The sequence below is a fragment of the Streptomyces griseus subsp. griseus genome (assembly GCF_000720255.1).
In the GTDB taxonomy this organism is placed as follows: domain Bacteria; phylum Actinomycetota; class Actinomycetes; order Streptomycetales; family Streptomycetaceae; genus Streptomyces; species Streptomyces griseus_I.
The window spans coordinates 106,189-131,387 of record NZ_JOJE01000019.1 but is presented as its reverse complement, the minus strand read 5'-3'; the positions used below and the strand labels follow the sequence as shown (position 1 = coordinate 131,387).

Annotated in this window: 18 protein-coding genes; 6 read left to right on the top strand and 12 right to left on the bottom strand. The window is 72.9% G+C overall.

Annotated features, from left to right (window positions below; genetic code table 11):
* Nucleotides 1-128: 128 nt before the first annotated feature.
* Complete coding sequence (locus IG99_RS25325) at nucleotides 129-1,808, top strand: hypothetical protein (protein WP_394298048.1); 1,680 nt, start codon at nucleotides 129-131, stop codon at nucleotides 1,806-1,808.
* A gap of 69 nt (nucleotides 1,809-1,877) precedes the next feature.
* Here IG99_RS25325 and IG99_RS25320 read toward each other — a convergent pair whose 3' ends face one another.
* The 6 genes from IG99_RS25320 to IG99_RS25295 form a co-directional block, all read right to left on the bottom strand.
* Nucleotides 1,878-2,519, bottom strand: coding sequence for a cutinase family protein (locus IG99_RS25320; protein ID WP_037677453.1), 642 nt, complete (start codon nucleotides 2,517-2,519; stop codon nucleotides 1,878-1,880).
* A gap of 151 nt (nucleotides 2,520-2,670) precedes the next feature.
* On the bottom strand, nucleotides 2,671-3,891 hold the full coding sequence (locus IG99_RS25315; RefSeq protein ID WP_037677452.1) for a PucR family transcriptional regulator: 1,221 nt from the start codon (nucleotides 3,889-3,891) through the stop codon (nucleotides 2,671-2,673).
* Nucleotides 3,892-4,013: 122 nt separating this feature from the next.
* The gene (locus tag IG99_RS25310; protein ID WP_037677450.1) at nucleotides 4,014-4,961 is read right to left on the bottom strand and encodes an alpha/beta hydrolase; all 948 of its coding nucleotides are present in this window, start codon (nucleotides 4,959-4,961) and stop codon (nucleotides 4,014-4,016) included.
* Between the two features lie 61 nt (nucleotides 4,962-5,022).
* Nucleotides 5,023-9,027 (bottom strand): type I polyketide synthase, encoded by a 4,005-nt coding sequence (locus IG99_RS25305; RefSeq protein WP_037677448.1) that lies wholly within the window; start codon nucleotides 9,025-9,027, stop codon nucleotides 5,023-5,025.
* Nucleotides 9,024-10,787: a fatty acyl-AMP ligase gene (locus IG99_RS25300; protein WP_037677446.1), complete on the bottom strand. Its 1,764-nt coding sequence runs from the start codon at nucleotides 10,785-10,787 to the stop codon at nucleotides 9,024-9,026. Before IG99_RS25300 ends, IG99_RS25305 begins: the two co-directional genes overlap by 4 nt.
* Before the next feature lie 143 nt (nucleotides 10,788-10,930).
* Nucleotides 10,931-12,400 carry an acyl-CoA carboxylase subunit beta gene (locus tag IG99_RS25295; protein ID WP_078947894.1) on the bottom strand — a complete coding sequence of 490 codons (1,470 nt, stop codon included), beginning with the start codon at nucleotides 12,398-12,400 and terminating at the stop codon, nucleotides 10,931-10,933.
* Nucleotides 12,401-12,788: 388 nt separating this feature from the next.
* Here IG99_RS25295 and IG99_RS25290 point away from each other — a divergent pair, with 388 nt between their 5' ends.
* The 3 genes from IG99_RS25290 (at nucleotide 12,789) to IG99_RS25280 (ending at nucleotide 16,618) form a co-directional block, all read left to right on the top strand.
* Nucleotides 12,789-13,250 (top strand): SPW repeat protein, encoded by a 462-nt coding sequence (locus IG99_RS25290; protein WP_037677444.1) that lies wholly within the window; start codon nucleotides 12,789-12,791, stop codon nucleotides 13,248-13,250.
* Nucleotides 13,251-13,395: 145 nt separating this feature from the next.
* Nucleotides 13,396-15,063 (top strand): alkaline phosphatase D family protein, encoded by a 1,668-nt coding sequence (locus IG99_RS25285; RefSeq protein WP_107056022.1) that lies wholly within the window; start codon nucleotides 13,396-13,398, stop codon nucleotides 15,061-15,063.
* 178 nt (nucleotides 15,064-15,241) lie between these two features.
* A complete protein-coding gene (locus tag IG99_RS25280; RefSeq protein ID WP_037677441.1) occupies nucleotides 15,242-16,618 on the top strand; it encodes an alpha-lytic protease prodomain-containing protein in 1,377 nt (458 codons plus the stop codon).
* 13 nt (nucleotides 16,619-16,631) lie between these two features.
* On the opposite strand, the gene IG99_RS25275 is transcribed toward IG99_RS25280, so the two are convergent.
* Genes IG99_RS25275 through IG99_RS25255 form a run of 5 tightly spaced genes read right to left on the bottom strand, consistent with a single transcriptional unit; the run spans nucleotide 16,632 to nucleotide 20,583 of the window.
* Nucleotides 16,632-17,744: a serine hydrolase domain-containing protein gene (locus IG99_RS25275; RefSeq protein ID WP_037677439.1), complete on the bottom strand. Its 1,113-nt coding sequence runs from the start codon at nucleotides 17,742-17,744 to the stop codon at nucleotides 16,632-16,634.
* Nucleotides 17,741-18,664, bottom strand: coding sequence for a DUF6895 family protein (locus IG99_RS25270; RefSeq protein ID WP_037677437.1), 924 nt, complete (start codon nucleotides 18,662-18,664; stop codon nucleotides 17,741-17,743). Before IG99_RS25270 ends, IG99_RS25275 begins: the two co-directional genes overlap by 4 nt.
* On the bottom strand, nucleotides 18,661-19,692 hold the full coding sequence (locus IG99_RS25265) for a DUF6895 family protein (RefSeq protein WP_234311949.1): 1,032 nt from the start codon (nucleotides 19,690-19,692) through the stop codon (nucleotides 18,661-18,663). The genes IG99_RS25270 and IG99_RS25265 overlap by 4 nt, the downstream gene beginning before the upstream one ends.
* Nucleotides 19,689-20,384, bottom strand: coding sequence for a hypothetical protein (locus tag IG99_RS25260; protein WP_037677435.1), 696 nt, complete (start codon nucleotides 20,382-20,384; stop codon nucleotides 19,689-19,691). The genes IG99_RS25265 and IG99_RS25260 overlap by 4 nt, the downstream gene beginning before the upstream one ends.
* 10 nt (nucleotides 20,385-20,394) lie before the next feature.
* Complete coding sequence (locus IG99_RS25255) at nucleotides 20,395-20,583, bottom strand: hypothetical protein (RefSeq protein ID WP_037677433.1); 189 nt, start codon at nucleotides 20,581-20,583, stop codon at nucleotides 20,395-20,397.
* Between the two features lie 368 nt (nucleotides 20,584-20,951).
* Between IG99_RS25255 and IG99_RS25250 the strand changes: the two genes are divergently transcribed.
* Nucleotides 20,952-22,976 carry a M36 family metallopeptidase gene (locus tag IG99_RS25250; protein WP_037677430.1) on the top strand — a complete coding sequence of 675 codons (2,025 nt, stop codon included), beginning with the start codon at nucleotides 20,952-20,954 and terminating at the stop codon, nucleotides 22,974-22,976.
* Nucleotides 22,977-23,270: 294 nt separating this feature from the next.
* Here IG99_RS25250 and IG99_RS25245 read toward each other — a convergent pair whose 3' ends face one another.
* Nucleotides 23,271-23,756: a MarR family winged helix-turn-helix transcriptional regulator gene (locus IG99_RS25245; protein WP_199815592.1), complete on the bottom strand. Its 486-nt coding sequence runs from the start codon at nucleotides 23,754-23,756 to the stop codon at nucleotides 23,271-23,273.
* 146 nt (nucleotides 23,757-23,902) lie between these two features.
* Between IG99_RS25245 and IG99_RS25240 the strand changes: the two genes are divergently transcribed.
* Nucleotides 23,903-25,069, top strand: a complete 1,167-nt coding sequence (locus IG99_RS25240; protein ID WP_037677426.1) for a PP2C family protein-serine/threonine phosphatase — start codon at nucleotides 23,903-23,905, stop codon at nucleotides 25,067-25,069.
* Nucleotides 25,070-25,199 lie beyond the last annotated feature (130 nt).

The window sequence follows — 25,199 nt, the reverse complement described above, 5'->3', positions numbered from 1 at the left end:
TGGCCCGATGACAAGGCCTCACCGGGATGCTGCGTTCCTGTGAGTACCGCCTGCTCCGGCGCCCGTCGCGGTCCTACCGTCCCGCCATGGACATGATGAATCGGACCAGAGGAAGAACAGGGCGGGTCATGGGCACCGTACTGGCGGCGCTGCTGACCGCGGGCGCGCTCACCGCCGCGGCGCCCCAGGCCCAAGGGCAGAACGCCCGCACCGAGACACCCGTGGCGTCGACGTCCCCCGTCACCCAGGCGGTCGAGTCGGTGGTGCGGGTGAAGGTGCCGCTGCCGACGTCGTTCGGCGCGCGCCCGGCGGCGTGCGACTGGCTGTCGTACCTGCGCTACCGCTCCGCCGACGGCCCCGCCGCGTCGGCCGACGCCGACCGGATCCTCGTCGCCCAGCCCGGCATCCTGGAGGGGGCCGGGGCCTTCGACAGCGTCGCCCGCAACACCGTGGCACGCGCCGCCGGACAGGGGCGGCACATCGAGTTCTGGGCCCTGGACCGGCGCTCCAACTGCCTGGAGGACCGCACCGGGATCGCCTCCGGCGACCAGCACACCGCCGTCGACTACTACTACCGGGGCAAGAAGGTCGACGGCCGCGCCTTCCCCGGGTACGCCGGCAACGGCGAACTCGGCTGGATGGCGAAACTCGGCATCGAGCAGACCGTCCGCGACCAGTACGACCTGCTCGCCGCCGAACTGCCCGACCAGGGCCTGCGCAAGCGGAAGGTGCTCTGCGGCGGGCACTCCCTCGGCGGCGTGATCACCGGCTACTTCGCGGCCGCCGACTTCGACGGCAACCGCGCCACCACGGCGGACGCCGGGTACCAGCAGTGCGCCGGCTACTTCGCCCTGGACACCACCGTCTCCACCTCACTCGGCGACCTCAGCGGCAGCATCCCCGACGACACCAACCTGCCCGACATCGGCCTCGGGTACGGCGTGGTCCAGGCCGGGCTCGACACCGGAGTACTGTCGCGCACCCTGTCCGCGCCGGTGCTGCTCAACCCCGAGACCATGACCCTGCTCGCCATCGCGGGCCTGGGCGCCGTCAACGATCCGGGCGGTGAGGCCGACCTGCCCCGCTACCTCCCCTCCAATGTCAACATCGAGGCCACCAACCGCTTCCTGTTCTCCAAGGACGCCGCCGCGTTCCTCACCGGCTCGCCCGCGGTGAAGGACTTCCGGCTCACCAACGCCGCGGTGCTCGGGGCGCTGCTGGACGACAACTCCGTACCCCTGGCGTTCCTCCAGAGCAGCGTCGGCTTCTTCGACGGCGGGCAGATCGCCGACAAGAGCTTCCCCGTCGCCAACGGCGGCACCGCCCAGCCGGGCCTGTACGGCACCGCGTACAAGGCCATCCCGGACCAGCCGGGCGGGCCGCTGTACACCTGGCGCAACTACGACCGGGTCGGCGCCCCCGACGACCCCGACTACCGGTCGGCCGACGGCACCCCGTTCACCGGCGCGGGCAAGGAGGTCACCGACGTCCGGGAACTGGCGCGCAGCCTGGCGGAGCAGCCGCTGGACTTCACCGAGCAGTACTTCCCGACCAAGCTGGTCACCGACATCCAGCTGGCCACCTCCCCGCAGGTGAAGCGGCTCGTCGTGCACCCCGACGGGCTCAAGGCCAACCCGACCCTCACCGTGCTCGCCGGTGACGGGCTGCTGGCGGGCCGCGTCCCGGCCGACCTGCACCCCGTGGTCGCCGACGGCTACCAGCACCTCGACGTGCTGACCGCGGCACCGGCGCAGAACAACGGGCGCCCCGAGCCGGTCTCCACCAACCTGGCCGCGTTCGCCCGCTAGCCCGCACGGCCGAGGGGCCCGGGAGGACGATCCTCCCGGGCCCCACCGGTGTGCTCAGATGCGGCGCGCTCAGACCTTCCCGGCGGCGAACGCGGCCGCCGCGTCGGCGTCGTCCCGGTAGCTCAGGTGCGCCCCCACGTCACCCCCGCCGTTCTCGCAGATGGGGTCACCCTTCGCGCAGGTGTCGAAGGTACGGCTCTGGTAGGTGCCGGTGACGCTCTTGCCGAGGGCCCGGATCGGGTTGCCGAACAGCAGCACCGCGGCGACCTTCGGCTCCAGCGCGGCGGGGATGGTGGCCACGATGGGGCTGCCGACCACCGCGCCGGCGCTGCTGATGCCGATCGAGTTGTCGACGACGTTCGCGCCCTGCGAATAGCCGACGAGAAGGAAACGCTGATTGGGGCACGCCGCGGCCTGGCTCTTGACGTGGTTCACAAGGTCCGAATTTCCCTGCGCGGCGGAAGTGAGGGAGAGGTCCGCGGGGTAGTTCACCTTGTAGCTGGACAGGCTCCGGCCCGTCAGTTTCTTCTGCAGCGCGGAGTACACCGGGTCGCCGACGATGAAACCGAGCGTGCCCGGTTCGAATGTGCCACGAGCTGCGACGACGTCGATGTCCGAACAGGCCGCGGCCGACGCGGCGGGCGCCGAGAGCCCGGCAAGACCGGCCCCGCCGACCAGCGAGAGCGCGGCGAGACACAAGCGGATGCGCATGGGGATCCTTTGTGGGGTGGGGCGCGATGCGCCCGGGGGAGAAGGTCGGTCCCGAAGGTATGCGCGTTGTCTGACGGGGTGTTATGAACGGGAATTCAGAATCGCCGCGTCTTTTTGTTCTGCCGTGAGTGGGTGGCCCGGAAAGAATCCCTTACGTGTCCTGTCCCCGCAGCGCCTCCGCGCGCAGCGCGAGGACGAGATCCAGGCGCGCGTCGGGGTCGTGCAGGGCGTCGCCGAAGAGCTTCTCCAGCTGGCGCAGGCGGTAGCGGACGGTCTGCGGATGGATGTGCAGACGGGCCGCCACGTCGGGGACGTTGCTGCCGCTGAGCAGCCAGGCCAGCAATGTCTCGGCGAGCCGGGGCCGCTGCCCCGCCGAGACCGCGTCGAGGGGAGCGAGGGCCCTGGCCTGCAACTGGCGGAGAAGCGGTTCGTCGCCGTGCAGCAGCAGCGTCGACAGATGGTCTGCGCAGCGCACCACACCCTGCCGGGGCAGGATGCCGCGGCCCATCAGCCCCAGGGCCCGGGTGGCCCAGTGCAACGACTGCGAGGCCTGAGTCAGCGGCACCGTCGGCCCGATCGCCGCCGGCCGTCCACGCAGCGCCAGCGCGAACGCCCGGCCGCCGAAGCGGCCGGAACCGTCCGGGTCGGGCACCAGCATGCGCGGCGGCCGCGACTCCATGTCCACCAGCGCGCCCGCGGCGGCCAGCGGCCGGTCCTCCTCGCGCTGGTCCGCGGTGGCCGCCAGCGCGACGACCGCCACATGTCGCGGCACCGACCAGCGCGCGCCGTGCGCCATCCCCTGCACGGCCTCCAGGGACACCGGCCCCTCCTCGAGGAGCAGGTCGAGCAGGCGTCTGCGGCGCCGCTCCAGCTCGTCCGTACTGCGCAGCTGGGCCTCCGCGTACCCGGCCGCGGCCGCCTCCGCGACCTCGTGGACCGTCCGCATGCTCAGTTCGCCCAGCGCGGCCATGACCGTGGAGTCCAGCCCGAGCTGCTCGGCCGTACGTCCCAGCCGCCGCCAGGCATGCAGCCCGCCGACCCGCAGCGCGGACTGCAGCGCGTCCAGGCTGCGACCCTCCAGCGCCTCCAGGCGCCCCAGCTCGTAGTACGTCGCGGCGATCGACTCGCCCTGCCCGCGCGGGTCGGCGATGTGATCGACGAACAGGGTCAGTGCCTGCACCACCCCTGACCTGATGTGCTTGCCGTAGGCGCCGTCGGCCGGCCGGGCGTACTCGGGGACCTGTCTGCGGACCTCCTCCTCCACCTCGTCGGCCACGGCCTCGAGTTCGGCGCGCAGCAGCTCGGCCAGACCCGGTGGCACCGATGCGGCTCCGAGCTCGTCCGGCACTTCGTGCGGGGTGGGGACAGCCACGGCGGACACTCCTTTCACCCGGAAGCGGCTCACCCGCGGGACGTTGCCCCCGGGGCGAGTGGGAAGTCCTGAGTTTGACGGACGTCCCCTGCGCTCCGTTCCGTGCCCCGACGGCACCGACATCACTCCGGCACCCCCAGCGCACGGGCGAGCATCGGCCATGACGCGGTGAACTCCCGTTTCCAGTAGGTCCAGCTGTGTCCTCCTCCCGCGTAGTAGTGGACGGTGGCCGGGATGCGCAGCAGCGCGAGCGCGTCGGTGAAGAAGTGGGCGGAGGGCCACAGGGCGCTCTCCAGCGCCTCGGGGAACCAGTCGCCGCTGCCGCCCGCGACCCCGCTGCCGCTGGAGACGTACAGCGGGGTGCCGCGCAGCCCCTCGGCGCGGTTGCGCGGGTTGAAGTCGCGCCAGGTGAGGAGGTTCAGGACCGGGTTGCCCCACAGGGACAGTGGCGGCAGGTTCTCCCGGGCCACGATGGCGTCCAGGATGCTCGGCACGCCGGGCGCGGTGGTGTCGAGGATGCCGCTGTAGGAGGCCGCCGCGGCGAACATGCCCGGGTGGCGGGCCGCGTGTGCCATCGCCCCGTAGCCGCCGGTGGACACCCCGGCGACCGCCCGCACACCGGACGCCCGGTAGTCGCGCGCCAGCAGCGCCGGGACCTCCTTCAGCTGGAACGTCTCGTAGTCGGGTCCGCCGCGCCACGCGGTGGGAATGCCCGTGGGGCCCGCGTCCGGCATCGCCACGATCAGGTCGCGGCCCGCCGTGAAGGCCTCGATGTCCGTCTCCCGGGTCCAGGACGTGTAGTCGTCGTGGGCCCCGTGCAGCAGGTACAGCACGGGATAGGTGCGCGCGGGCTGAGAGTCGAATCCGGTCGGGAGGACCAGCCGTACCGGCGCGCTGCGGCCCAGCGCGGCGGAGGCGACGGACACGTCCAGGGTGCGCGGTCCGAGGCGGGTGGTGGCGGCCCGGGCGCGGCCGGTGGCGGTCGTGGCGCCGAACAGGACGGCCAGGGCGGCGGCCGTCGCGGCCTGGGTGACGGCGCGTCGGGAGACGCCGGTGGTGCGGTCGGACATGGGGGCTCCTCGGGGTGCGGGGCGGCGAAGTGGGGGTCGGTGGTGTGCGGGTCGGCCGGTGTCATCGGCTCTCGGCGGCCCGGCTCCGCTCCGCGACCGCCCGTCGCAGATGGGCGGCGATCGCGTCGACGTGCGGCGGGTCCAGCAGCGACAGGTGGTGCCCGGCCACCGGTACGACCTCCAGGCGCGGGCAGACCTCGTCCCAGCCGAGCGCCTCGTCGTCCCGCTCGTAGGCGGGGTCGCGCACCGTGTGCGGGGCGGGGTCGGTGGCCCGGTACAGGAGCACCCGGCCTTCGTAGCGGCCCGGGCGGTGGGCCTCCCCGATCCTGAGGTCCAGGTAGGAGGCGCGCTGGTGCGCCAGCGCCGCGGGCGGCAGGTCGGCGGCCTCGCGCAGGGCCCGCAGCACGGTGTCGATGCGCTCACCGTCGTCCGCCGTCGCCACCAGCTCGTCGTACGGCAGCTTCAGGAGCACCCCGTACGTCTCGGCGACATGGCGGGCGAAGCCCGTGAAGTGGTCGCGGATCCGGTCGTCCGGCGTGCGGCCGGGCTGGGGGAGGGGACGTACGGAGTCGATGAGCACCACCGACCGCACGTCCCGCCCGGCGGCGGCGAGCTGTCGGGCCGCCTCCTGGGCGACGAAGCCGCCGAAGGACCAGCCGCCCAGCAGACAGGGCCCGTCGGGATGGGTCGCGGCGATCGCCTCGGCGTAGCGGCGCGCCTTCTCCTGCACGGTGCGGGCGTCCTCGATCCGCTCCAGTCCGTGCACCGGCCGGTCCCCGCCGAGCCGTTCGACGAGGGGCCGGTAGACGTCCGTGGGGCCGCCCGCCGCGTGCACCAGGAAGAGCGGGGCGCCGGAGCCGGTGGCGCACAGGGTGCGCAGCGGGGTCGTCGCGGCGGGGAGCGCCCGCCCGATCCGGGCGGCGGCCTCCGCGACGGTGGTGGCGCCGAGCAGGTCCCGCAGGCGTACCTCGATTCCCCACTCGCGTTCCAGCGCGGTGCGGACACGGACGGCCATGAGCGAGTCCAGGCCGAGGTCGGCGAGAGCGGTGGTGGCGGTGATACGCCCGGGGGAGTGACCGGTGACGGCGGCCATGTGGTGGGTGAGGCGGGCGAGGACGGAGGTGGGATCACCCTCGGCGGTGTCAGTGGGGGATGGGGCCTGCGCGGGTCGGGGCGCAGGTACGGATGTGACTGGCGCCCGTCCGTCCGTCCACCAGTACCGCACATGCCGCCAGCGGGGCACGGGCAGGTCGATCACCTGCCCGGAGGGCCGGGGGAGCCGCTGCCCCGCCGCGTACAACGCGCCCAGCCGACCGGCGAACGCGGCGCTGTCGTCGGCGTCGCGCCGCAGCGTCCCGACGAAGAGCGCGTCGGGCACGGTGTCGCAGACGGCACCCGGCAGCACCGGGTGGGGCGAGACCTCGACGAACGCGGTGTGCCCGTCGGCGGCGGCCGCCGCGAGGGCCCGGTCCAACCGCACCGGCCGCCGCAGGTTGGCAGCCCAGTGGGCGGCGTCGAACACGCACTCCCCGCGCGGGTCGTCGAGGACGGTGGAGTAGACGGGAACGCGCGGCCGCCGCCCCCGGACGTCGGACAACGCCTCGGTCAACTCCGGCAGCAGCGCGTCGACCTGCGGCGAGTGCCCGGCCCCCACGACCCGCATGGCCCGCGCGGCGCGTCCCCTCTCCTCCAGCCTTCTCACGAGCCGGGCCACCGAGTCCTCCTCGCCGGTGACGACCTTCTGCCGGGGCGAGGAGTGCACGGCGACGTGCACCTCGGGGAACTCCCGTCGCAGCGCGTCCAGTTCGGAGTCCGTCACATCGACGACCGCCATCGCCCCGCCCCGCAGCCCGCTCAGCAGCCGGGCCCGTACGGCGATGACGCGCGCCGCCTCCGGCACCTCCAGCGCGCCCGCGCACACGGCCGCGGCCACCTCGCCCATGGAGTGGCCGATCACCGCGACGGGCTCGACACCGTACGAGCGCCACAGCTCGGCCAGCGCCAACTGGAGACCGAACAGCACGGGCTGGGCGACCTCCAGCCGGTCGAGCTCGGCCCCGGTCGCCAGGTGGTCGTGGAGCGACAGCCCCCACTCCGGGGCCAGCTGGGCGTCGAGCTTCTCCACCGCTGCCGCGAACGCGGGTTCCTCCGCCAGCAGTCGTCGTCCCATGCCGGCCCACTGGCTGCCGTACCCGGAGAAGACCCACACCGGGCCGCGTCCGACCCGATCGCGGTCGTCGGTCACCACCCGGGAGTCCGCCCGCCCCGCCGCCAACGCCCCCAGCGCGTCGGCGAGTTCGGCTCCCTGCCGGGCGGCGACGGCGGCCCGCACCGGCCCGCGGCCGGTGCGCCCGGCGAGCGTGCGCGCCACGTCGGCGGGGCGCGCGGCGCTCCCCTCGGGCGTGCGGAGCCAGTCGGAGAGCCGGGAGGCGGTGTCCCGCAGGCGGTCGGCGTCGGTGTCGGAGAGCAGGTGGAGACGGGCCGCGGGCTCGTCGGACGGGGGCGGAGACAGGGTGCCCGGCCGCCACTCCTCCAGGACTGCATGGGCGTTGGTGCCGCCGAAGCCGAAACCGGAGACCCCGGCGGTGGCCGTGCCGCCGTACCGCGGCCACGGCTCGGGCTCGGTCACCACCCGCAGCCTTTCGTCGCCGAGGGAGCTGCCGTCCGCGCAGTGCAGGGACGGTGGGATCAGGTCGTGGTGGAGCGCCAGCACCGTCTTCACCAGGCCCGCGACGCCCGCGGCGGACTCCAGGTGGCCCAGGTTGCCCTTGACCGAGCCGAGCAGCAGCGGCTGGTCGGGGTCACGGTCCCGGCCGAGGACGGCGGCGAGGGCGCCCGCCTCGATCGGGTCGCCGAGCGGGGTACCGGTGCCGTGCGCCTCGACGAGGTCCACGTGCGCCGGGGTGAGGCCGGCGCGCGCGTAGGCGGTCTCCAGCAGGGCCTGTTGGGCGGCCGGGTTGGGGGCCAGCAGGCCGTTGGACCGGCCGTCGGAGTTGACCGCGGAGGCGCGGATCACCGCGAGGACGCGGTCGCCGTCCCGCTCGGCGTCGGACAGCCGCTTCAGCAGCACCGCCGCGCATCCCTCGCCGCGCCCGATCCCGTCCGCCGCCGCCGAGAACGGCTTGCACCGCCCGTCCGGCGCGAGCGCGCCCGCCCGCCGGAAGGCGACGGTGACGGCGGGGGAGAGCAGCACATTGACCCCGGCGGCGATCGCCGTGTCGCTCTCGCCCGCGCGCAGGCTGAGGCAGGCCTGGTGCACGGCCACCAGCGACGAGGAACACGCGGTGTCCACGGCCAGGCTCGGCCCCCGCGCGTCCAGCGTGTACGCCAGCCGTCCCGCGGCGACGCTCAGCGCCCCGCCGGCCGGCGCCCAGGGATCGACGGCGGCCGGGTCGGCACCGGTGAGCTGCCCGTACTCCGGGGCGGAGACGCCCACGAAGACGCCGGTGGCGGTCCCGGCGAGGGACGCGGCGGGCACGGCGGCGTGGTCGAGCGTCTCCCGCACGACCTCCAGAAGCATGCGCTGCTGGGGGTCCATCACGGTGGCCTCGCGCGGACTGACGCGGAAGAAGTCCGCGTCGAACCCGGCGACGTCGTCGAGGTACCCGCCGTGGGGGAGGGCATCGGCGGGCGGGAACGCGGTGAAGTCCCGCCAACGGTCCTCGGGGACCCGCCGGATCGCGTCGACGCCCTCGGTCAGCAGCCGCCAGTAGTCGGCGGGACCATGCACACCGCCGGGCAGCCGGCAGCCGATCCCGATGACGGCGACGGGCTCACCGGAGTACGACGCCGGAGCCGTGCGGCCCGTGGGCCCGGACTCCTGCGCCGACTCGGCCAGCCGCGCCACCAGCGCCTCCACCGTGGGTGCCTCCCACAGCAGCGTCGACGGCAGCTCACGGCCCAGGGCGACGGAGAGCTCCCCGGCCAGCGCGACCGCGTCGCGCGAGGACATGCCGAGATCCGCGAGCGGCCGGTCCGTCGGAAGGTCCCCCGGATCCGTACCGCTCCAGCGGGCCACCCGCTCCATGACCAGGCGCCGCAGGGCGTCCCCGTCGGCGGCCGTCATGCCAGGATCCCCGGGACGCCCGCCCCATGCCGCTCGTACGCGCCCCTCAGGTACCGCTCGCGGGTCAGCGCCCGCGACACCTTGCCGCTGGATGTACGGGGCACCGTGCCCGGCGGTACGAGGACCACGTCGGCGAGCCGCAGCCCGTGCCGGGCGGAGACGGCCGCGCGCACGGCCCGTACCAGCGCGGGTACGTCGATCTCGGCGAGGCTGGTGGTCCGGGCGTGCTCGGCCACCACGACCACGCGCTCGTCCGCCTCGCCCGTCCCGTCGGGCACGGCGAACGCGGCGAGCCGGTCGCGGCGCACGGCCGGGTGCGCCTCCTGGGCCGTGGCCTCCACGTCCTGCGGGTAGTGGTTGCGCCCGTCCACGATGATCAGGTCCTTCAGCCGCCCCGTGACGAGCAGCTGCCCGTCCAGCACCGTCCCCAGGTCCCCGGTCCGCAGCCAACGGCCCTCTCCGGCGATCTCACCGCCGAAGACATGCCGGGTCTGTTCGTTCCGCTGCCAGTAGCCGCGGCCGACGTTCGGGCCCTGCACCCAGATCTCGCCGACCTCGCCCTCCGACAGGACCGCGCAGGTCACAGGGTCGGTGATGCGGACCCGCTGCCCCGCCGGGGTGCCGCAGCCCGCCAGGAGCACGGCCATGGGGTCGTCCGCCCGCGCGGGGAGTGCCTTGCCGGTGGCGAGGGCGTCCCGGTCGACGGCGAAGCGGCGCAACGGCTCCTGCGGCCGGGCGGCGCTGACGAAGACGGTGGCCTCGGCGAGGCCGTAGGAGGGGCAGTGGCTCTGCGCCGGGAGTCCCTGGGCGGCGAACGCCGCGTGGAAGCGGTCGGCCGTGGCGGGGCGGACGGGCTCACTGCCGTTGATCAGCGCGGTGACCCCGCTCAGCCGCAGACCGGCCTTCTGGCCCTCGGCGACGGCCGCCACGCAGTAGTCGTAGGCGAAGTTGGGCGCGGCGCTCACCGCCCGCGGATGCGCCGCCAGCAGCCTGAGCCAGCGCACGGGCTGCCGCAGGAACGCGGCCGGGTCCATGAGCACCGACAGCAGCCCGCGCACGACGGGAGCGGCGACGCTGAGGACGAGCCCCATGTCGTGGTAGAGCGGCAGCCAGCCCACACAGGTCACCGGCTGGTCGTCGGCGGCGTAGGCGGACAGCGCCTGGCCCGCGTTGGCGACGACGTTGGCATGGGTGATCTCCACGCCCGCCGGGGCCCGGGTCGAGCCGGAGGTGTACTGGAGGTAGGCGGTCGCACCGGCGTCGGACTCCACCGGCCGCCAGTCCCCGGCGGCGTCGTCGGGGACCTGGTCCACGGCGACGATCCGCACAGGGCGTCCGGCGCAGAAGCCGCCGACCTCCTCCAGGGCGGCGCTCGTCGTCACGACGACCGAGGGACACGCGTCGTCCAAGACGCCCGCCAGCCGGTCGGCGTGCCCCGGCAGGCCCGGCGGATACAGGGGGACGGCGATCAGGCCGGCGGCGAGCGTGGCCAGGAAGGCGGTGACGTACTCCGTGCCCTGCGGGCACAGCAGCGCCACCCGGTCCCCGGGCTCCGCCGCCACGGCGAGCCGGGCGGCCACCGCCCGCACGCGCGTGTCCAGGCGCCGCCAGGTCAGGGTGCGGTGGACACCGCGCGAATCGGGGTCGGGGTGGTCGACGAAGGTGAAGGCCCGCCGGTCGGGGGTGGTCTCGGCCCAGTGCCGCACGAACTCCGGCAGGGTCCGGCACGGGGGCGCGAGCGGGGGGCGGCGGCTGTCCATGGGGGCGTGGCTCCTCACGGTCGCGGGATGACGAACAAACAGATCGGGGGATGAGGAACAAAGGCAGAACAGGGGATGACGAACAAGGCAGGTCAGGAGATGACGAACAGGGCAGATCAGCGGGGGCAGAGCAGCCAGCGGGGTCAGAGCGGGATGTTGCCGTGCCTCCGCTGCGGCATCGGCGCGCGTTTGCCGCGCAGCGCGCGCAGGGCGCGGCAGACGTGGGCGCGGGTGTCGCGGGGAGCGATGACGTCGTCGACGTACCCGCGTTCGGCGGCGGTGTAGGGGGTGCCGTAGGTGCTCTCGTACGCGGCGACGAGGCGGGCCCGCAGCGCCTCGGGGTCGGCGGCGGCGGCCAGCTCGCGCCGGTGCAGGACCCCCACCGCCCCCTCGGCGCCCATCACGGCGATGCGGGCGGTGGGCCAGGCCAGGTTGATGTCGGCGCCCAGGTGCTTGGAGCCCATCACCGCGTAGCCGCCCCCGTACGCCTTGCGCACCACCACGGTGACCTTGGGGACGGTCGCCTCGGCGTAGGCGTACAGCAGCTTCGCCCCGCGCCGGATGATGCCGGCCTGCTCCTGGCGGACGCCGGAGAGGTAGCCCGGCACGTCGGCGAAGGTCAGCAGGGGGATCCCGAACGCGTCGCAGAACCGTACGAAGCGCGCGGCCTTCTCGGAGGCGTCGATGTCGAGGACGCCGGCGGAGTGCAGCGGCTGGTTGGCGACGACACCGACGGAACGGCCCTCGACGCGGGCCAGGGCGCAGATGATGTTCGGCGCGAACAGTGCCTGCACCTCCAGCAGTTCGCCGTCGTCGACGACCGAGCAGAGGATGTCGCGCATGTCGTAGGCCTGCCCCAGCCGGTCCGGGACGATGTGGTCGAGCCGGTCCCCGGCGGGCGCCGGACCGGGTGCGTACTCCGGAGGCCGTTCGAGGTTGTTGCCCGGCAGGTAGGCGAGCAGGTCGCGCACGGTGTCGAGGGCGTCCTCCTCGTCGGCGGCGAGGAAGTGGGCGTTGCCGTTGACGGCGTTGCTGGCGCGGGCGCCGCCCAGCTCCTCGGCGGTGGTGCGCTCGCCGGTGACGGCCTCGATCACGTCGGGGCCGGTGACGAACATGTGCGAGGCGCCGTCCACCATGACCGTGAAGTCGGTGATGGCGGGCGAGTAGGCGGCCCCGCCGGCGCACGGCCCCAGGACGACGGAGATCTGCGGGACCACTCCGGACGCCTGCACGTTGCGGCGCACCAGCTCCGCGTACAGGGCGAGCGAGGCGACGCCCTCCTGGATACGGGCGCCGCCGCCGTCGTTCAGCCCGATGACCGGGCAGCCCGTCTTGAGGGCGAGGTCCATCAGGGCGATCGTCTTCTCCCCGAAGGCCTCGCCCATGCTGCCGCCGAAGACGGTGGAGTCCTGGGCGAAGACGCACACCGGACGCCCGTCGACCGTGCCGTGCCCGGTGACGACCCCGTCCCCGTACGGCCGACGGGCGCCGTCTCCGAGGGGCCGGGCCCGCACGAACAGTCCGGTCTCGGCGAAGGAGCCCGGGTCCAGCAGCCGCTCGATGCGCTCCCGCGCGCCGAACTCGCCCCGCCTTCTCGTCCCGCCCGGGGTCATCGCCCCTGTCCTGCGGCGTTCCAGGTCGGCGATGCGTTCGGCGGTGCGGTCGGGCTCGCGCGTCGCCGTGTCCCTCGCCTGGGATGTAGTCGCCTCTCGCGTCACAGCCACCTCCGAAGTGGCTTTCGAATATGGCAGCGACCGGGCGGGAAACCTCACGGATCGCGGCTCTGTTTGCGCGAGGTGAGTCCTCCGGGGCGGACCTTCGTGCCCGGGTGACAAGGAACGCCCGCGATCGGGTGAACGCGGAGCGTGACGTCCTTCCTCCACCACAGGAGGAGCCGACTTTATGCGTGGTTTATCCCGGCGTGGGGGGTACTCGTGGCCAGACGCACGAGCAACAGAACTTCCGGAGGTGATGGGAGTGGCAACGTCTCCCAGGCCGGACATGGAGACTCATCCCGACATAGTCGCCATGCGCAACCGCCACGAGATGGCGGAACGAGCCACCACTACCCCGATGGCCCAGGGAGTCGAGACCCTCGCCTTCCTCACGGGCCTGTATCTGGCGGCCTCGCCGTGGATCGCGGGGTTCAACAACCTGTCCACGCTGGCGGTCAACAACCTGATCATCGGCATCGCCTACGCACTGCTGATGAGCGGCGGCTTCGGCCGTGCCTACGAGCGGACCCACAGCATGGCGTGGGCCGCCTGCGCGCTCGGCGTGTGGACCATCATCGCGCCCTGGGTCATCGCGGGCGACGTCAGCACGACCAGGAGCATCGTCAACAACGTCATCGTCGGTGCCGTGGCCCTGCTGCTGGGCATGGCCGCCAGCGCCGGTGCCATGGCGGAGCGGTCCGAGACCGGCTACGACAGGACGGGGCGGTACGGAATGGGCCGGAGGTGAGCCCCCTCAGCTGACATCACACCTCAGGCGGCGCGTCCCCCCGGGCGCGCCGCCTGTCGTGTGACCGCACCGCACGTCCTCCCGGATATCGGGCGTTTCGTCTGATTACCATGCGGGGTCCGCGCCCCGTATGAGAGGACGTCAGATCGTGCGAACGGGCCGTCCCCGCCTGCCGAGTCAGCACCCCTTCTCCCCGCACGACACCGTCCTGCGCGCCGCCGCCCGGCACGTCGACCGCCGCCGCTTCCTCACCGTGGCCGCGGCGGCCGCGGCCCTCGCCTTCACCACCAACCGGCCGGCCCGGGGCGCGTCGGCCGCCCCCGAGATCGACGCGGCCCGCATCCCCGACGACCCCTTCACCCTCGGGATCGCCTCCGGAGACCCCCTCCCGGACTCGGTGGTGCTGTGGACCCGGCTGGCCCCCGCCCCGTTCGAACCGGACGGTGGACTCGGCGATCAGCGGGTGGCCGTGCGGTGGGAGGTGGCCGTCGACGAGTACTTCGCCATCGTCGTCAAGCAGGGCACGGCCCTGGCCCACGCCGAGTACGGCCACAGCGTGCACGTCGACGTCGAGGGCCTGCTCTCCGGCACCGTCTACTACTACCGCTTCCGGGCCGGCACCTGGATCAGCCCGACGGGCCGCACCCGCACCGCACCCGGCCAGGGCCTCGACGCCTCGGCCCTCCGGCTGGCGGCCGTGGCCTGCCAGGCCTACCACGACGGCTACTACACCGCGTACCGCCACCTCGCCGAGGACGACGTGGACCTCGTCCTCCACCTCGGCGACTACCTCTACGAGTACCCCGTGAACGCGGCCGGGGGAGAACGCCGCTACACCGCCGGCGCCCAGCTCCCCGACGTCTTCAACCACGAGACGACGACCCTCGCGGACTACCGGCTGCGCTACTCCCTCTACAAGAGCGATCCCGACCTGCGGGCCGCCCACGCCGCGCACCCCTTCGTCGTCACCTGGGACGACCACGAGACGGAGAACAACTACGCCGGCGGCGTCCCCGAGAGCGACGTCCCGCCCGAGCAGTTCCTGGCGCGGCGCGCGGCCGCCTACCGCGCCTACTGGGAAAACCAGCCGCTGCGCTCCGGACAGCAGCCCCAGGGCCCCGACATGCGCCTGTACCGCCGCCTCCAGTGGGGAACCCTCGCCCAGTTCGACATCCTCGACACCCGTCAGTACCGCTCCGACCAGGCCTACGGCGACAAGCCCCACGCCCCTGGACCCGAGTCCGACGACCCGGCACGCACCCTCACCGGCGCCGAGCAGGAGCGCTGGCTGATCGACGGGTGGCGGGCCTCGACCGCCCTGTGGAACGTGATGCCGCAGCAGGTGTGCTTCTCGCAGCGGAAGTTCGACCTGACGGAGCCGTCCAGGGTCTCCATGGACGCCTGGGACGGCTACCGCGCCTCACGCGACCGCATCGTCACCGGCGCCAGGTCGGCCGGCATCGCCAACTGGCTCGTCCTCACCGGCGACGTCCATGTGGGCTACGCCTTCGACATCAAGGACGACTTCGACGACCCGGCCTCCCGGACCCTCGGCACGGAGTTCACCTGCACCTCGATCGCCAGCGGCAAGGACGGCACGGCGAAGCCCCCGAACTGGAACACGTACATGACGGCCAATCCCCACCTGAAGTTCTACGACGGCCGGCGCGGTTACGTCCGTCTCGAACTGGGACGCCAGGCGGCCCGGGCCGACTTCAAGACCGTCTCCGCAGTGACCACGCCCGGCGCGGCCCTGACAACCGCCGGATCCTTCGTCACCGAAGCGGGCGCGCCCGGCCTGCAACCGGTTTGAGGCCGGCCCGTGGTACGACCGGCGGCCGCGGCGATCCGTCCGTGTACTGCACATGGCACCCCGCGCGTCCTCCAAAGCGCGAAACAGCCGACGCCCTGACATCTCTTCGGGCGGCTCGGGCAAGGCCTCGCCACGTCTCATCCGTACTCGCACTGTCCGCACGAAGGAAGGACACCGTATGGTCGGCAGACATGTCGCCGGCGGGCTCCGCGCCGCCCTGACCGTCCTGAGCGCCCTGGCCCTCACCGCACTCCCCTCCGCCGCCTCGGCCGAGCCGCCGCCCGCCGGCGGCCCCCTGCCCTCCGCCGCGCAGACCCTCGGCGCCGACCGGCCGTCACAGGAGTTGCTGCGCGCCCTGGAGCGCGACCTGCGGCTGACGCCGGAGCAGGCGTCCGCGCGGCTGGTCAACGAGGCGGAGGCCGGCACCCGCGCGGGCCGCCTCCACAACGCGCTGGGCGAACGCTTCGCCGGAGCCTGGGTGAGCGGTGCGACCGCCGCCGACCTCACCGTCGCCACCACCGACGCCGAGGACACAGCCGTCATCCGGGCCCAGGGAGCCAAGGCCAAGGTCGTCAGAACGGCACTGGCCGATCTGCGCACCCTGAAGAAGAAGCTGGACCGGGCCGCACAGCGCGCCCGAACCACCGACACGCCGGTCTGGTACGTCGACGTCCGCGGAAACCGGGTCGTGGTCCAGGCGACGAACCGGTCGGCCGCGAACGCCTTCATCAAGGCGGCCGGCGTCGAGGGCCAGGACGTGACCGTCCGGGTGTCGGCCGACCGGCCGCGCGTCATGACCGACATCGTCGGCGGCGACGCCTACTACATCGACGACACCGCCCGCTGTTCCGTGGGCTTCTCCGTCACCAAGGACCAGCAGCAGGGCTTCGCCAGCGCGGGCCACTGCGGCGAGCCCGGGGCCAGGACCACCGGCGTCAACAGGGCCGACCAGGGAACCTTCCAGGCCTCCATTTTCCCCGGCAAGGACATGTCCTGGGTGGGCGTCAACGGCGACTGGACGGCCACTCCCGACGTCCGGGGCGAGGGCAGCCGGAAGGTACAGGTCGCCGGCTCGGTGCAGGCGCTCGTGGGGGTGTCGGTGTGCCGCTCCGGCTCGACCACCGGATGGCACTGCGGAACGATCCAGCAGCACGACACCAGCGTCAGATACGCCGAGGGCACCGTCAACGGCCTGACCAGGACCACCGTGTGCGCCGAACCCGGCGACTCCGGAGGCCCCTACCTGGCCGGCGCCCAGGGGCAGGGCGTCACCTCCGGTGGCTCGGGCGACTGCACCAGCGGCGGCACCACGTTCTACCAGCCCATCAACCCGCTGCTCAGCGAGTTCGGCCTCACCCTCAAGACGGCCTCCAGTCCGTCCGGCACGCTCCCGCCCGGGCAGGACGGCACGAAGGACTCCTGGGCCCCGGGCCGCGTCTACGGCGTGGGCGACACCGTGACCCGTGCGGGTGTCCGCTACCAGTGCCTGCAGTCCCACCAGGCGCAGGACGTCTGGTCGCCGGAGGGCACCCCGGCACTCTGGCAGCGCGTGTGACGCTCGCGACGGCCTACTCTTCCTCGGCGCCCTCGGCGAGGAGTGAGTAGGCCGTCGCCACGAACGGGTCGGCGGCACGGAAGCGGCGGGTGCACAGCGCCACCACAGCCGTGCCGGTGTCCGGCAGGAAGCCCAGGAACGCCTGCTGACCCAGGGTCGCCCCGCCGTGGAAGTACATGGGGCCACGACCGGTGGGGTGACGGAACCAGGTGACCGTGTGCACATGACGGTGCCCCGGACCCCGCCGCAGAACCGGGGTGCGTACCGACAGCAGCGCGTCGGCGAGCGGACCGCCGGGCGGGTCCAGGTGCGCTTCGAGGAAGGTGAGCGCGTCGTGCGGCGTGGCGCGCACGGCACCCGCCGCCGGGAAGCCACCGGCGTCGAAGGCGGGGACGGGGGCGCGGCCGTCCTTGCTGTGGCCCATGGCGTCCACACCGGGGCCCTGTGCCCGGGTGCCGGTCTCGCTCAGGGCGAGAGGACGCAGGAGATGCGAGGCCAGCAGTTCGTCCCAGCCCGTTCCGGTGGCCGCCGCGATGGCGTGTCCGAGCACCGCGACACCGAAGTTGGAGTAGTGCCAGCGTGTACCGGGCCGGTGCCGTGGCCGGTGGCGCAGGAAGGCGTCGATCACGCAGGGGGCCGGGTAGCGGGCGTAGGGGTTGGTGCGCCGGACGGGAAGGGACCGGACGAAGAAGTCGCGCGGCAGCGAGGGCAGCCCGGAGGTGTGGGTGACGAGATGCGCCAGCGTCACCGGGTCCGGCCCGGTCGCCCGGCCCGGAGCGAGACAGGCGACGGCCGGCTCACCCCCGGACAGCAGACCCCGCTGGATCAGCCGGGCGAGCAGCAGCCCGGTGAACGTCTTGGAGGCGGACCCCAGCTCGTAACGCAGCTCGGGGCGGGGCACCGGGGGCGGGGGCGCGGTGCCGCCGGAGCGGATGGTGCGCCGGCCGCACCGGGAGACGGCGAAGACGACGTCGGGCGCGTCGGCGGCCTCGACGGCCTGCTCCAGTCGCCGTCCCAGGGCCGCGCCGTCCAGGTCCGTGGCCGTCACGGCCGCCGTCGCCCGCCCGCCGGACGCGTGCGGGTCGTCCACGACCGTGCCCGGCCAGGGCGTGAGCCGGCCCGTCATGACGGCGTGGCGTGCGCCAGCTCGGTCAGGGCGCGGGAGGAGGCCAGTACGGAGGCGAACGCGGCGACCAGCGTCGAGTGGTAGACGATGTCGAACACTTCGCCCGGATCGCCCTCGGGCATCGCGTGCACCGCGGGCATCGCGCCGTCGGCCTGTTGCGCGGCCGCGAATGCCGTCCAGGCCCGCTCGTCGAGCGTGGGCCGGGGCAGACAGGCGTCCACGACGAGCAGTTCGCCGAGCAGGTCCCAACGCTGGAGGTCCAGCCAGTCGTCGATCCAGACCGGCAGCCACAGGGCGAGATAGTCGGCGAGGTGGGGCGGCAGGCCGTCCGGGTTCTCCCCCCAGTCGGTGAGGTGGAAGACGGTATGGGTGACGGCGTAGGCGATGTGCCCCTCCACCGTCCAGGGCTCGGGGGTGCGCGCCAGCCAGGTTCGGGCGAGAGCGTCGGCCTCGGGCGGGCGGGGGGTCAGCCCGAAGCGGCGCTGGAACGCGGACAGGCCCAGCCGCCGGGTCGGGGTCCCCTCGAAGGCCGACCAGCTGTCGAGCCGGTGGTTGAGGCGCGCGGCCCGCTCCACCTCCGGCTGGTCGTACCCCAGTTCCCGGAACGGCAGGTACACCTCGAACGGGATGGGGGAGAGCGGCTCGGTGCGCTGTCCGCGCACCAGCATGCGGCCGCCGTCCAGCGTCTCCCGCCACACATGGTCGATCAGTTGCCGCGCCAGCTGGGCCTGCCGGGCCCCCGCCACGCCCTCACGGAACAACACCTCGCAGACCAGGGCCAGTTCACCGACCGGTTTGAAGCGCTCCAGGAGACCCACCTCGGGGTCGGCATCCGGCTCCAGACGGAACCCGTCGCGATGGGACCACAGCCACTCCAGGGCGTGGACACCGACGGTGTGGATGAGTCGGGTGTCGGTCATCCGCGTGCTCCTTGTCCGTCGTACGGCATCCGCAGGTCCGGTGTGCCGTACCGCATCCGGGTGCCCCTGGTGTGCTGCCGTCCCGTGCTCCGCCCGTCTCCCTCACCGTCGCCTGCCCCGTCGAGGCGGCGGAGTGTCAGCGCCGCCGCGAACGCGGCCATCAGCGTGGAGTGGTAGCAGTGGGTGAAGTCACGCCGGACGTCCTGGTCCGCGGCCCCCCGCTCCTCGGGCAGCGCCCCCGTGGCCTGCTGTGCCGCCGAGATCCGTGCCCAGGCCTCCCGCAGCGCGGCGGGTTCGGGCGGGTCGGGCAGACTGGCCGCCACAGCGAGCAGTTCGCAGCTCAGGTCCCACATCCCGGCGTCCAGGCAGGTGTCCAGCCAGGGCGGCAGCCAGTCCGTCAGATAGGCCGCGAGGTCCGTCGGCACACCGTCCGTGTCGCGACCCCAGTCGGTGAGGTGGAACACCACGTGCGTGAGCGCGTAGCCGGAGGGCCGCTCGAAGGTCCACGGCTCCGGCAGCCCGGCCGGCCAGGTGCGTCCCAGCGCGGGCGAGGTCTCGTCCTGCGGGCGGATGCCGGTGCGCCGCTCGGCGTCGAGCACGCCGAGCCGCCGGGTCGGGACCTGTTCGGTGAGCTGCCAGCCGCGGGTACGGGCCACCGTCGCGGCGGCGGCCTCGTAGCCGGCGTGCCGCATGCCAACGGCGGCGAAGGCGGCGTAGACCTCCAGCGGATACGTGGCGAACGGCTCGCACCGCTGCAACCGGACGAACAACTCGCCCTGACGGGTCTGCCGCCAGGCGTAGGCCAGCAGGTCGCACGCGTATCCGTGCAGCGGCTCGGTGGGTGCGGTGCGGCGCGCGACGCTCGCGCACACCCGGACGAGTTCCCCGAGAGGCTTCCAACTGCCGTTCACATGGCCCTCGGCAGCCAGCGCGTCGTCGCCCAGGGCGAAGTCGTCGCGGTGGGCCGCGACCCAGGTGAAGGCCGCTTCCTCCACCTTCCTGAGCTCCTGGACGTACGCCGCCGTCACACGAACGCTCCTGCCCGCATCCGGCGTGCCGCCTCCACTTGGAGTGCGACGCGGGGGTCGTCGCCGCCCATCAGCTCCACGAAGTCGAGCCCCGCCTCCAGCCCCAGGGTGTCCGGCACACCGGGCAGCAGGGTCAGCCAGCGTCCGGCTCCGGCCGCCTGCTGCCAGTCCCTGCGGCGTACCGCCCGCACGAAGCCCCGGGCCACGTCGACCGGCCGGCTCCGGGCCACGCGGAAGACGGTGCTGTCCTGCGTGGGCAGGGCGAGTGCGGCCAGCACCGCGAGTTGCTGCGTCAGGAACTGCCAGTCCGCCTCGATCAGCCAGGAGCCGTCCGGCTCCCCGACGGGCCGGCCGGGAGCGGGCGCGTCAAGACGCCGCAGCGTCCGACGCATGGCCCAGTGGCTCCAGGCGACGGTGGGTTTGGTGTCGCGGCGGGGCGGATAGGCCTGCACGGCCTTGGTGAACAGGGCGAGTTCGGCGTCGTCGGGCGGGGTGCCGCGCAGGACGTCCGGCAGCAGCAGGTCGGCTCCCACCACGCGTACGGCCGCGGTGACGAGGCTGTGCGCACCGCCGTCCACGGCCGCCAGGTCCGCCACTCGAGCGTGGTCTCCGCCCCGAAGGGCGGAGACCACGCCGGAAGCGACGTCCTGCACCGTGCCCAGCAAGAGGGGCGAAGTGCCTGACTGCTCCATTCGATGTACCTCAGCCCTTCTTCGGGCGGGGGGTCGGCGGCGCGAGCAGCACAGCCCCACCTCCGGCGATGATCGCCAGGGCGGCGCATTCCCTGCTGTCGCGGTAGACACCGTCGGGCTCGGCGGGGTCGAGTGCCGCCTCGATGTCGAGGTCCGCGAGGGGGGCGAGCTCTTCGACCACATGCTCGGTGGAGGACATACCACCATCTCCTTCACTTCGGGTGTAGCTCGACAACCTCCACAACCGGGTTCACCAGATCGGACAAAAACATGCAAGACTCCTAAAATTACCAGAAGTTATGTTTTCAATAAATCGGACGTTCAACAGATTCGCCGGGATGCGGCACCCGGCCTCCGGACGGACCATGGAAGGGTCGAGATCGGCTCGCACGGCCAGGTGCGGAGGCAGGCAACAGGGCATGCTCGGCAGCACGTTCCGGCGCGGGCGACGTCGACAGCGCGCGGGCGCGGACGGCCCCGTCGTAGGTGCGACCGCCCTGACGCTCGCGGGCCCGCAACCCGAACGACCGCCGACAACGGGCCCGGCCCGCGGCAGGAGCATCCGTCATGACTCACTTGATCGACCAACGCGACCTCGAGTACGACCGGCTGGCCGAGTCCGAGGGCGCCGCCGCGTTCCTCCAGGAGACCGACCGGGTGGCGGAATCGGTGAACCACACCCTCATCGCCGAGAGCAACAAGCTGAACCGCTTCACGGGACATCTCACCGAGCTGCGCGTGGAGGGCGCGCCGGCCGCCCTCGCCGACCGGGTGGGCACGGACGTCACCGACGGCGACTACATCGCCCGGGCCAAGGAGTACCTCTCCTCGGTCGCCGGAGCCATCGGCTTCGCCGCCGGCGAACCCGCCGAGTTCGTCGCCGATCCGAAGGTGACGGTCACCAGCTCGGGGATGCGCGTGGTCAGTCTCCAGCAGACCCTCAACGGCATCGAGGTGTGGGGCATGGCCCCGAAGGTGTGGCTGCGCGAGGACGGCACGGTGGACCGGGTCGTCGGCGACACCGCGAGCGTGTCGGCCGACGTCCCCACACTGCCGCGGGTGCCGGCCGAGACGGCGCTGGCCGTCGCCGCCGCGAAGGCCGCCCGGCCGGCCACGGTCGAGAGCCCGTTCGGCGCCGACGAACTGCCCGCCCTGGACGTCCCCCCAGCCTTCACCCGGCTCACGTACCAGGCGCGCAACGACCAGCCGGTGACGTTCGAGCAGGGTCCCTTCGACGAGGCGATCCCCGGCCGGCTGGTGTACTTCAACCTGGGGCCGGTCGTCCGGCTCGCCTGGGCGTTCAAGTTCTCCCGCGCGCACCTGGCGGTGCAGTACCAGGCGCTCGTCGAGGCCGACGACCGTGCCGAGGGCGCCGCGGCACCCCAGATCCTGTACTTCCAGAACCTGACGGGTCACATCTCGGGACGGGTCTTCCGGCGCAACCCGGCCGAGAGCGGCTTCGACGAGGTCCCCTTCCCGCTGCCGCTGAGCGAGTACCCGACCCTGCCGCCGCCGGATCTGTCGACGGGGTTCCCCAGCGCCTGGGCCAGCCAGGAGAACGGGCACGTGGCGACGGTCGGCAACAACGTGCGCGCCGTCGACGGGAGCACCGAGCAGGTCTTCGAGGTGCGGCCCCCCGCCGGGGGCGACGCGGTGTTCGCCCCGCAGCCCGACACGCCGGAGCAGTTCGTCACGAACATCTTCTTCTTCTGCAACTACATGCACGACTTCTTCGTGACCCTCGGCTTCACCGAGGAACACGGCAACTTCCAGACCGCCAACGTCTCGGGCCTGGGCAGGGGTGCCGACCCGGTCATGGCGTTCGCCCATCCCGGGCCGGTCGAGGGCACCGCCAACATGACCACCCGCGCCGACGGCGTGGCGGCGGTGATGAACATGGGGCTCGTCCCCCGCACCGGACGCCACACGGCCAACGACGCCGACGTCGTCTTCCACGAGTTCACGCACGGTGTGACCAACCGGCTCGTCGGCGGCCTGCACGACGCCAACGGGCTGCGCGAGAACCAGTCCCGCTCGATGGGCGAGGGCTGGTCCGACTTCTTCGCGCTCACCACCCGCAACTGTTCCCAGGACGAGGAACGCACCGTCATCGGCAACTGGGTGGTCGACAACGCGCGCGGCATCCGTCAGCGGCCGTACGACGCGCAGTACCCGGGCGGGTTCGGGGACATCGGCACCGGGCGTGGGCAACGCGCCGACGATCTCGACTACACGGAGATGCACAACGTGGGTGAGATCTGGAGCGCCGCTCTCATCGAGATGACCCGCCGGATGGCCACGGCCCTCGGCAGCAAGGAGGAGGGGTACCGGATCACCTGGCAGGCCGTCGTCGACGGACTGAAGCTCACCCCGAAGAACCCGACCTTCCTCACCGCCCGCGACGCGATCCTGCGCGCCCTGAGGGACTTCGAGGGCAACCGGCTCACCGAGGACGAGTACCGCGCCGCCCGCGCCGCCGCCTGGGGAGCCTTCGCCCGCTTCGGCATGGGCTTCGACGCCTTCTGCCCCAACGCGTCCTTCACCGGCTGCCGGGCCGGTACGCAGCTGCCCCCGGAGGGCCACGAGGACTAGGGGTCCGCCGGGAGCGGGTCTCGGCGTTTTGTTCTGTTCGTCACCGGTCCGCGTCACTCTGGCGAGACGTCCACCACAGTCGATACAGGGTTGCGGCCACTCGGGGTAGTCGGCTTCTGAAACAGTCGCTCACAAGACAGTTGCCGTTTGACAACTATGGTCATGGGGCAACAAAGTAGCCGTGACGGACGTGCACGGGGAAGGAGCAGGTATGTTCCGGTGGACGGACGCCACTCCGTGCTCTGGCCGCCGACACCGACAGGTGCCCGCCGGCCCGGCGCGACGAAGGACCGCTCAGGCCGTTCTGCTGCCCGAGTCCAGGTCGTCGGCGTGTATCTGGGCCGCCGCCGCGTCGCAGAACGCCTCCAGGCCCTGCAACAGCGCGGTCCGCTTGGCTCCCGGCATCCGGTCCAGCACCGCCCGCACCGCCGCCTCCCTGCGCTCGCGCAGGTCGGCGAGGAAGGTGTGGCCCCGGCCGCTCAGGAACAGGCGCACCTCCCGCCTGTCGTTCGGGCTCACCACCCGCTCGACGAACCCCGCCGCTTGCAGCCGGTCGCACAGTCGGCTGGTCGACGGGGGCGTGGAGGCAAGCGACGCGGCGAGGGTGCGCAGGTTGACGCCCTCATGGTGCTCCAGCATCAGCAGGACGCGCAGCTGGGACGCGGACGCGGGCGCGGTCGAGGCCCGGCCCCACAGGACTTCCAGCAGCTCCGCGGCGGTGGAGGTCACACGCGCGACCTCGTCTGGCTCCGGGCGGGGGCGGAAGGTAGTCACTGTCACACTCTCGCAGGCACTGGGACGCTCGCCAGCGTACTAGGCGCGCGAGCCCGACCGAGATGGCCCGAACGGCCGGGAGTCCGGCCGACAGGCTCTGTTTTGTGAGCGAGCCCGTAGGTGTCCGGCGAAGGATTGGTGTTTCTCCCATCGTGAAGAGATTCGTCGCCGCTGAGCGCGCCCTGCGTACAGCGGCCCCCCACGAGTTGCTCGACGCCGTCCGTCGTGTACTGGTCGAGCAGTACACGGCGGACTCCGTCGAGTTGTACATGGCCGACTACGGTCTGACGGTGCTGCAGCCGGTGTCCGTGCTGCCGCACACGCTGGAGCCGGTGTCCGTGCACAACAGCCCGGCCGGCCGGGCCTTCGGCGCGCAGGAGCCGTTCGTGGAGCCCCTCCGGGACGGAAGGGTGCGCGCGCATCTGCCCGTCACCGTGCGGGGCGACCGGCTCGGCGTGCTGTCGGTGACCCTGCCCACCGAGGGTGAACTGCGCGACTGCGTCGGCGAGCTGGCGGAGATCGCGGAGGTCCTCGGCCACGAGGTGCTCGTGGCCGAGCGCGACACCGACGTCTACCTCCAGGCCCGCCGCAAGGACCGGCTCACGCTGGCCGCCGAGATGCAGTGGCAACTCCTGCCCGGCCGCTCCAGCACCCGCCCCGAGTTCGAACTGGGCGCACAGCTGGAGCCGGCGTACGCGATCTTCGGCGACAACTTCGACTGGTCGGCCACGGCCGACCGGCTCACCCTCTATGTGACCAACGGCATGGGGGAGGGCATAGAGGCCTCCCTGCTGACGAACCTCGCCATCAACGCCCTGCGCAACGCCCGCCGGGCGGGCATCCCCCTCGCCGACCAGGCCGCCCTCGCCGACCAGGCGATCTACGCCCACTACCGCGGCCGGTGCTATCTCTCCGTCCTCATGCTCGACTTCGACCTCGCGACGGGCCGGGCCCAGGTGGTGGACGCCGGGTCCCCGCAGCTGTTGAGACTGCGGCACGGCACGGTGGAACACGTCGCATTCGAGGCCCAGCTGCCGTTGGGCATGTTCGAGGAGACCGACTACGCGGTGCAGGAGTTCCAGGCCGAGTCCGGCGACCGGCTCGTCTTCGTCAGCGACGGCGTCTACTCGGTCGCCTCCCCCGGCGGCGAGGCCTACGGCGACGAGGCCCTGGCGCGGGCGATCACATCCACCCGCCTGCTGCCCGCCGCCGAGGTTCCGCGAGCCATCCTGCGGGAACTCGCCGGTCACCGGGGCCGATCCGTCCAGAACGACGACGCCTTGACGCTGTGCCTCGACTGGCACGGGCGTCAACCTTGACGACCATCGCGCGAGCCTGCTCCGGGGCGTTCGCAAAAGTCTCACCAGGGGTGACGATCACGTGTTGTTCGCCCCGGAGCCGGAGCGTTAATGTTTGTCATACGGCAACAATTACCTGAGGTTCCGTCGA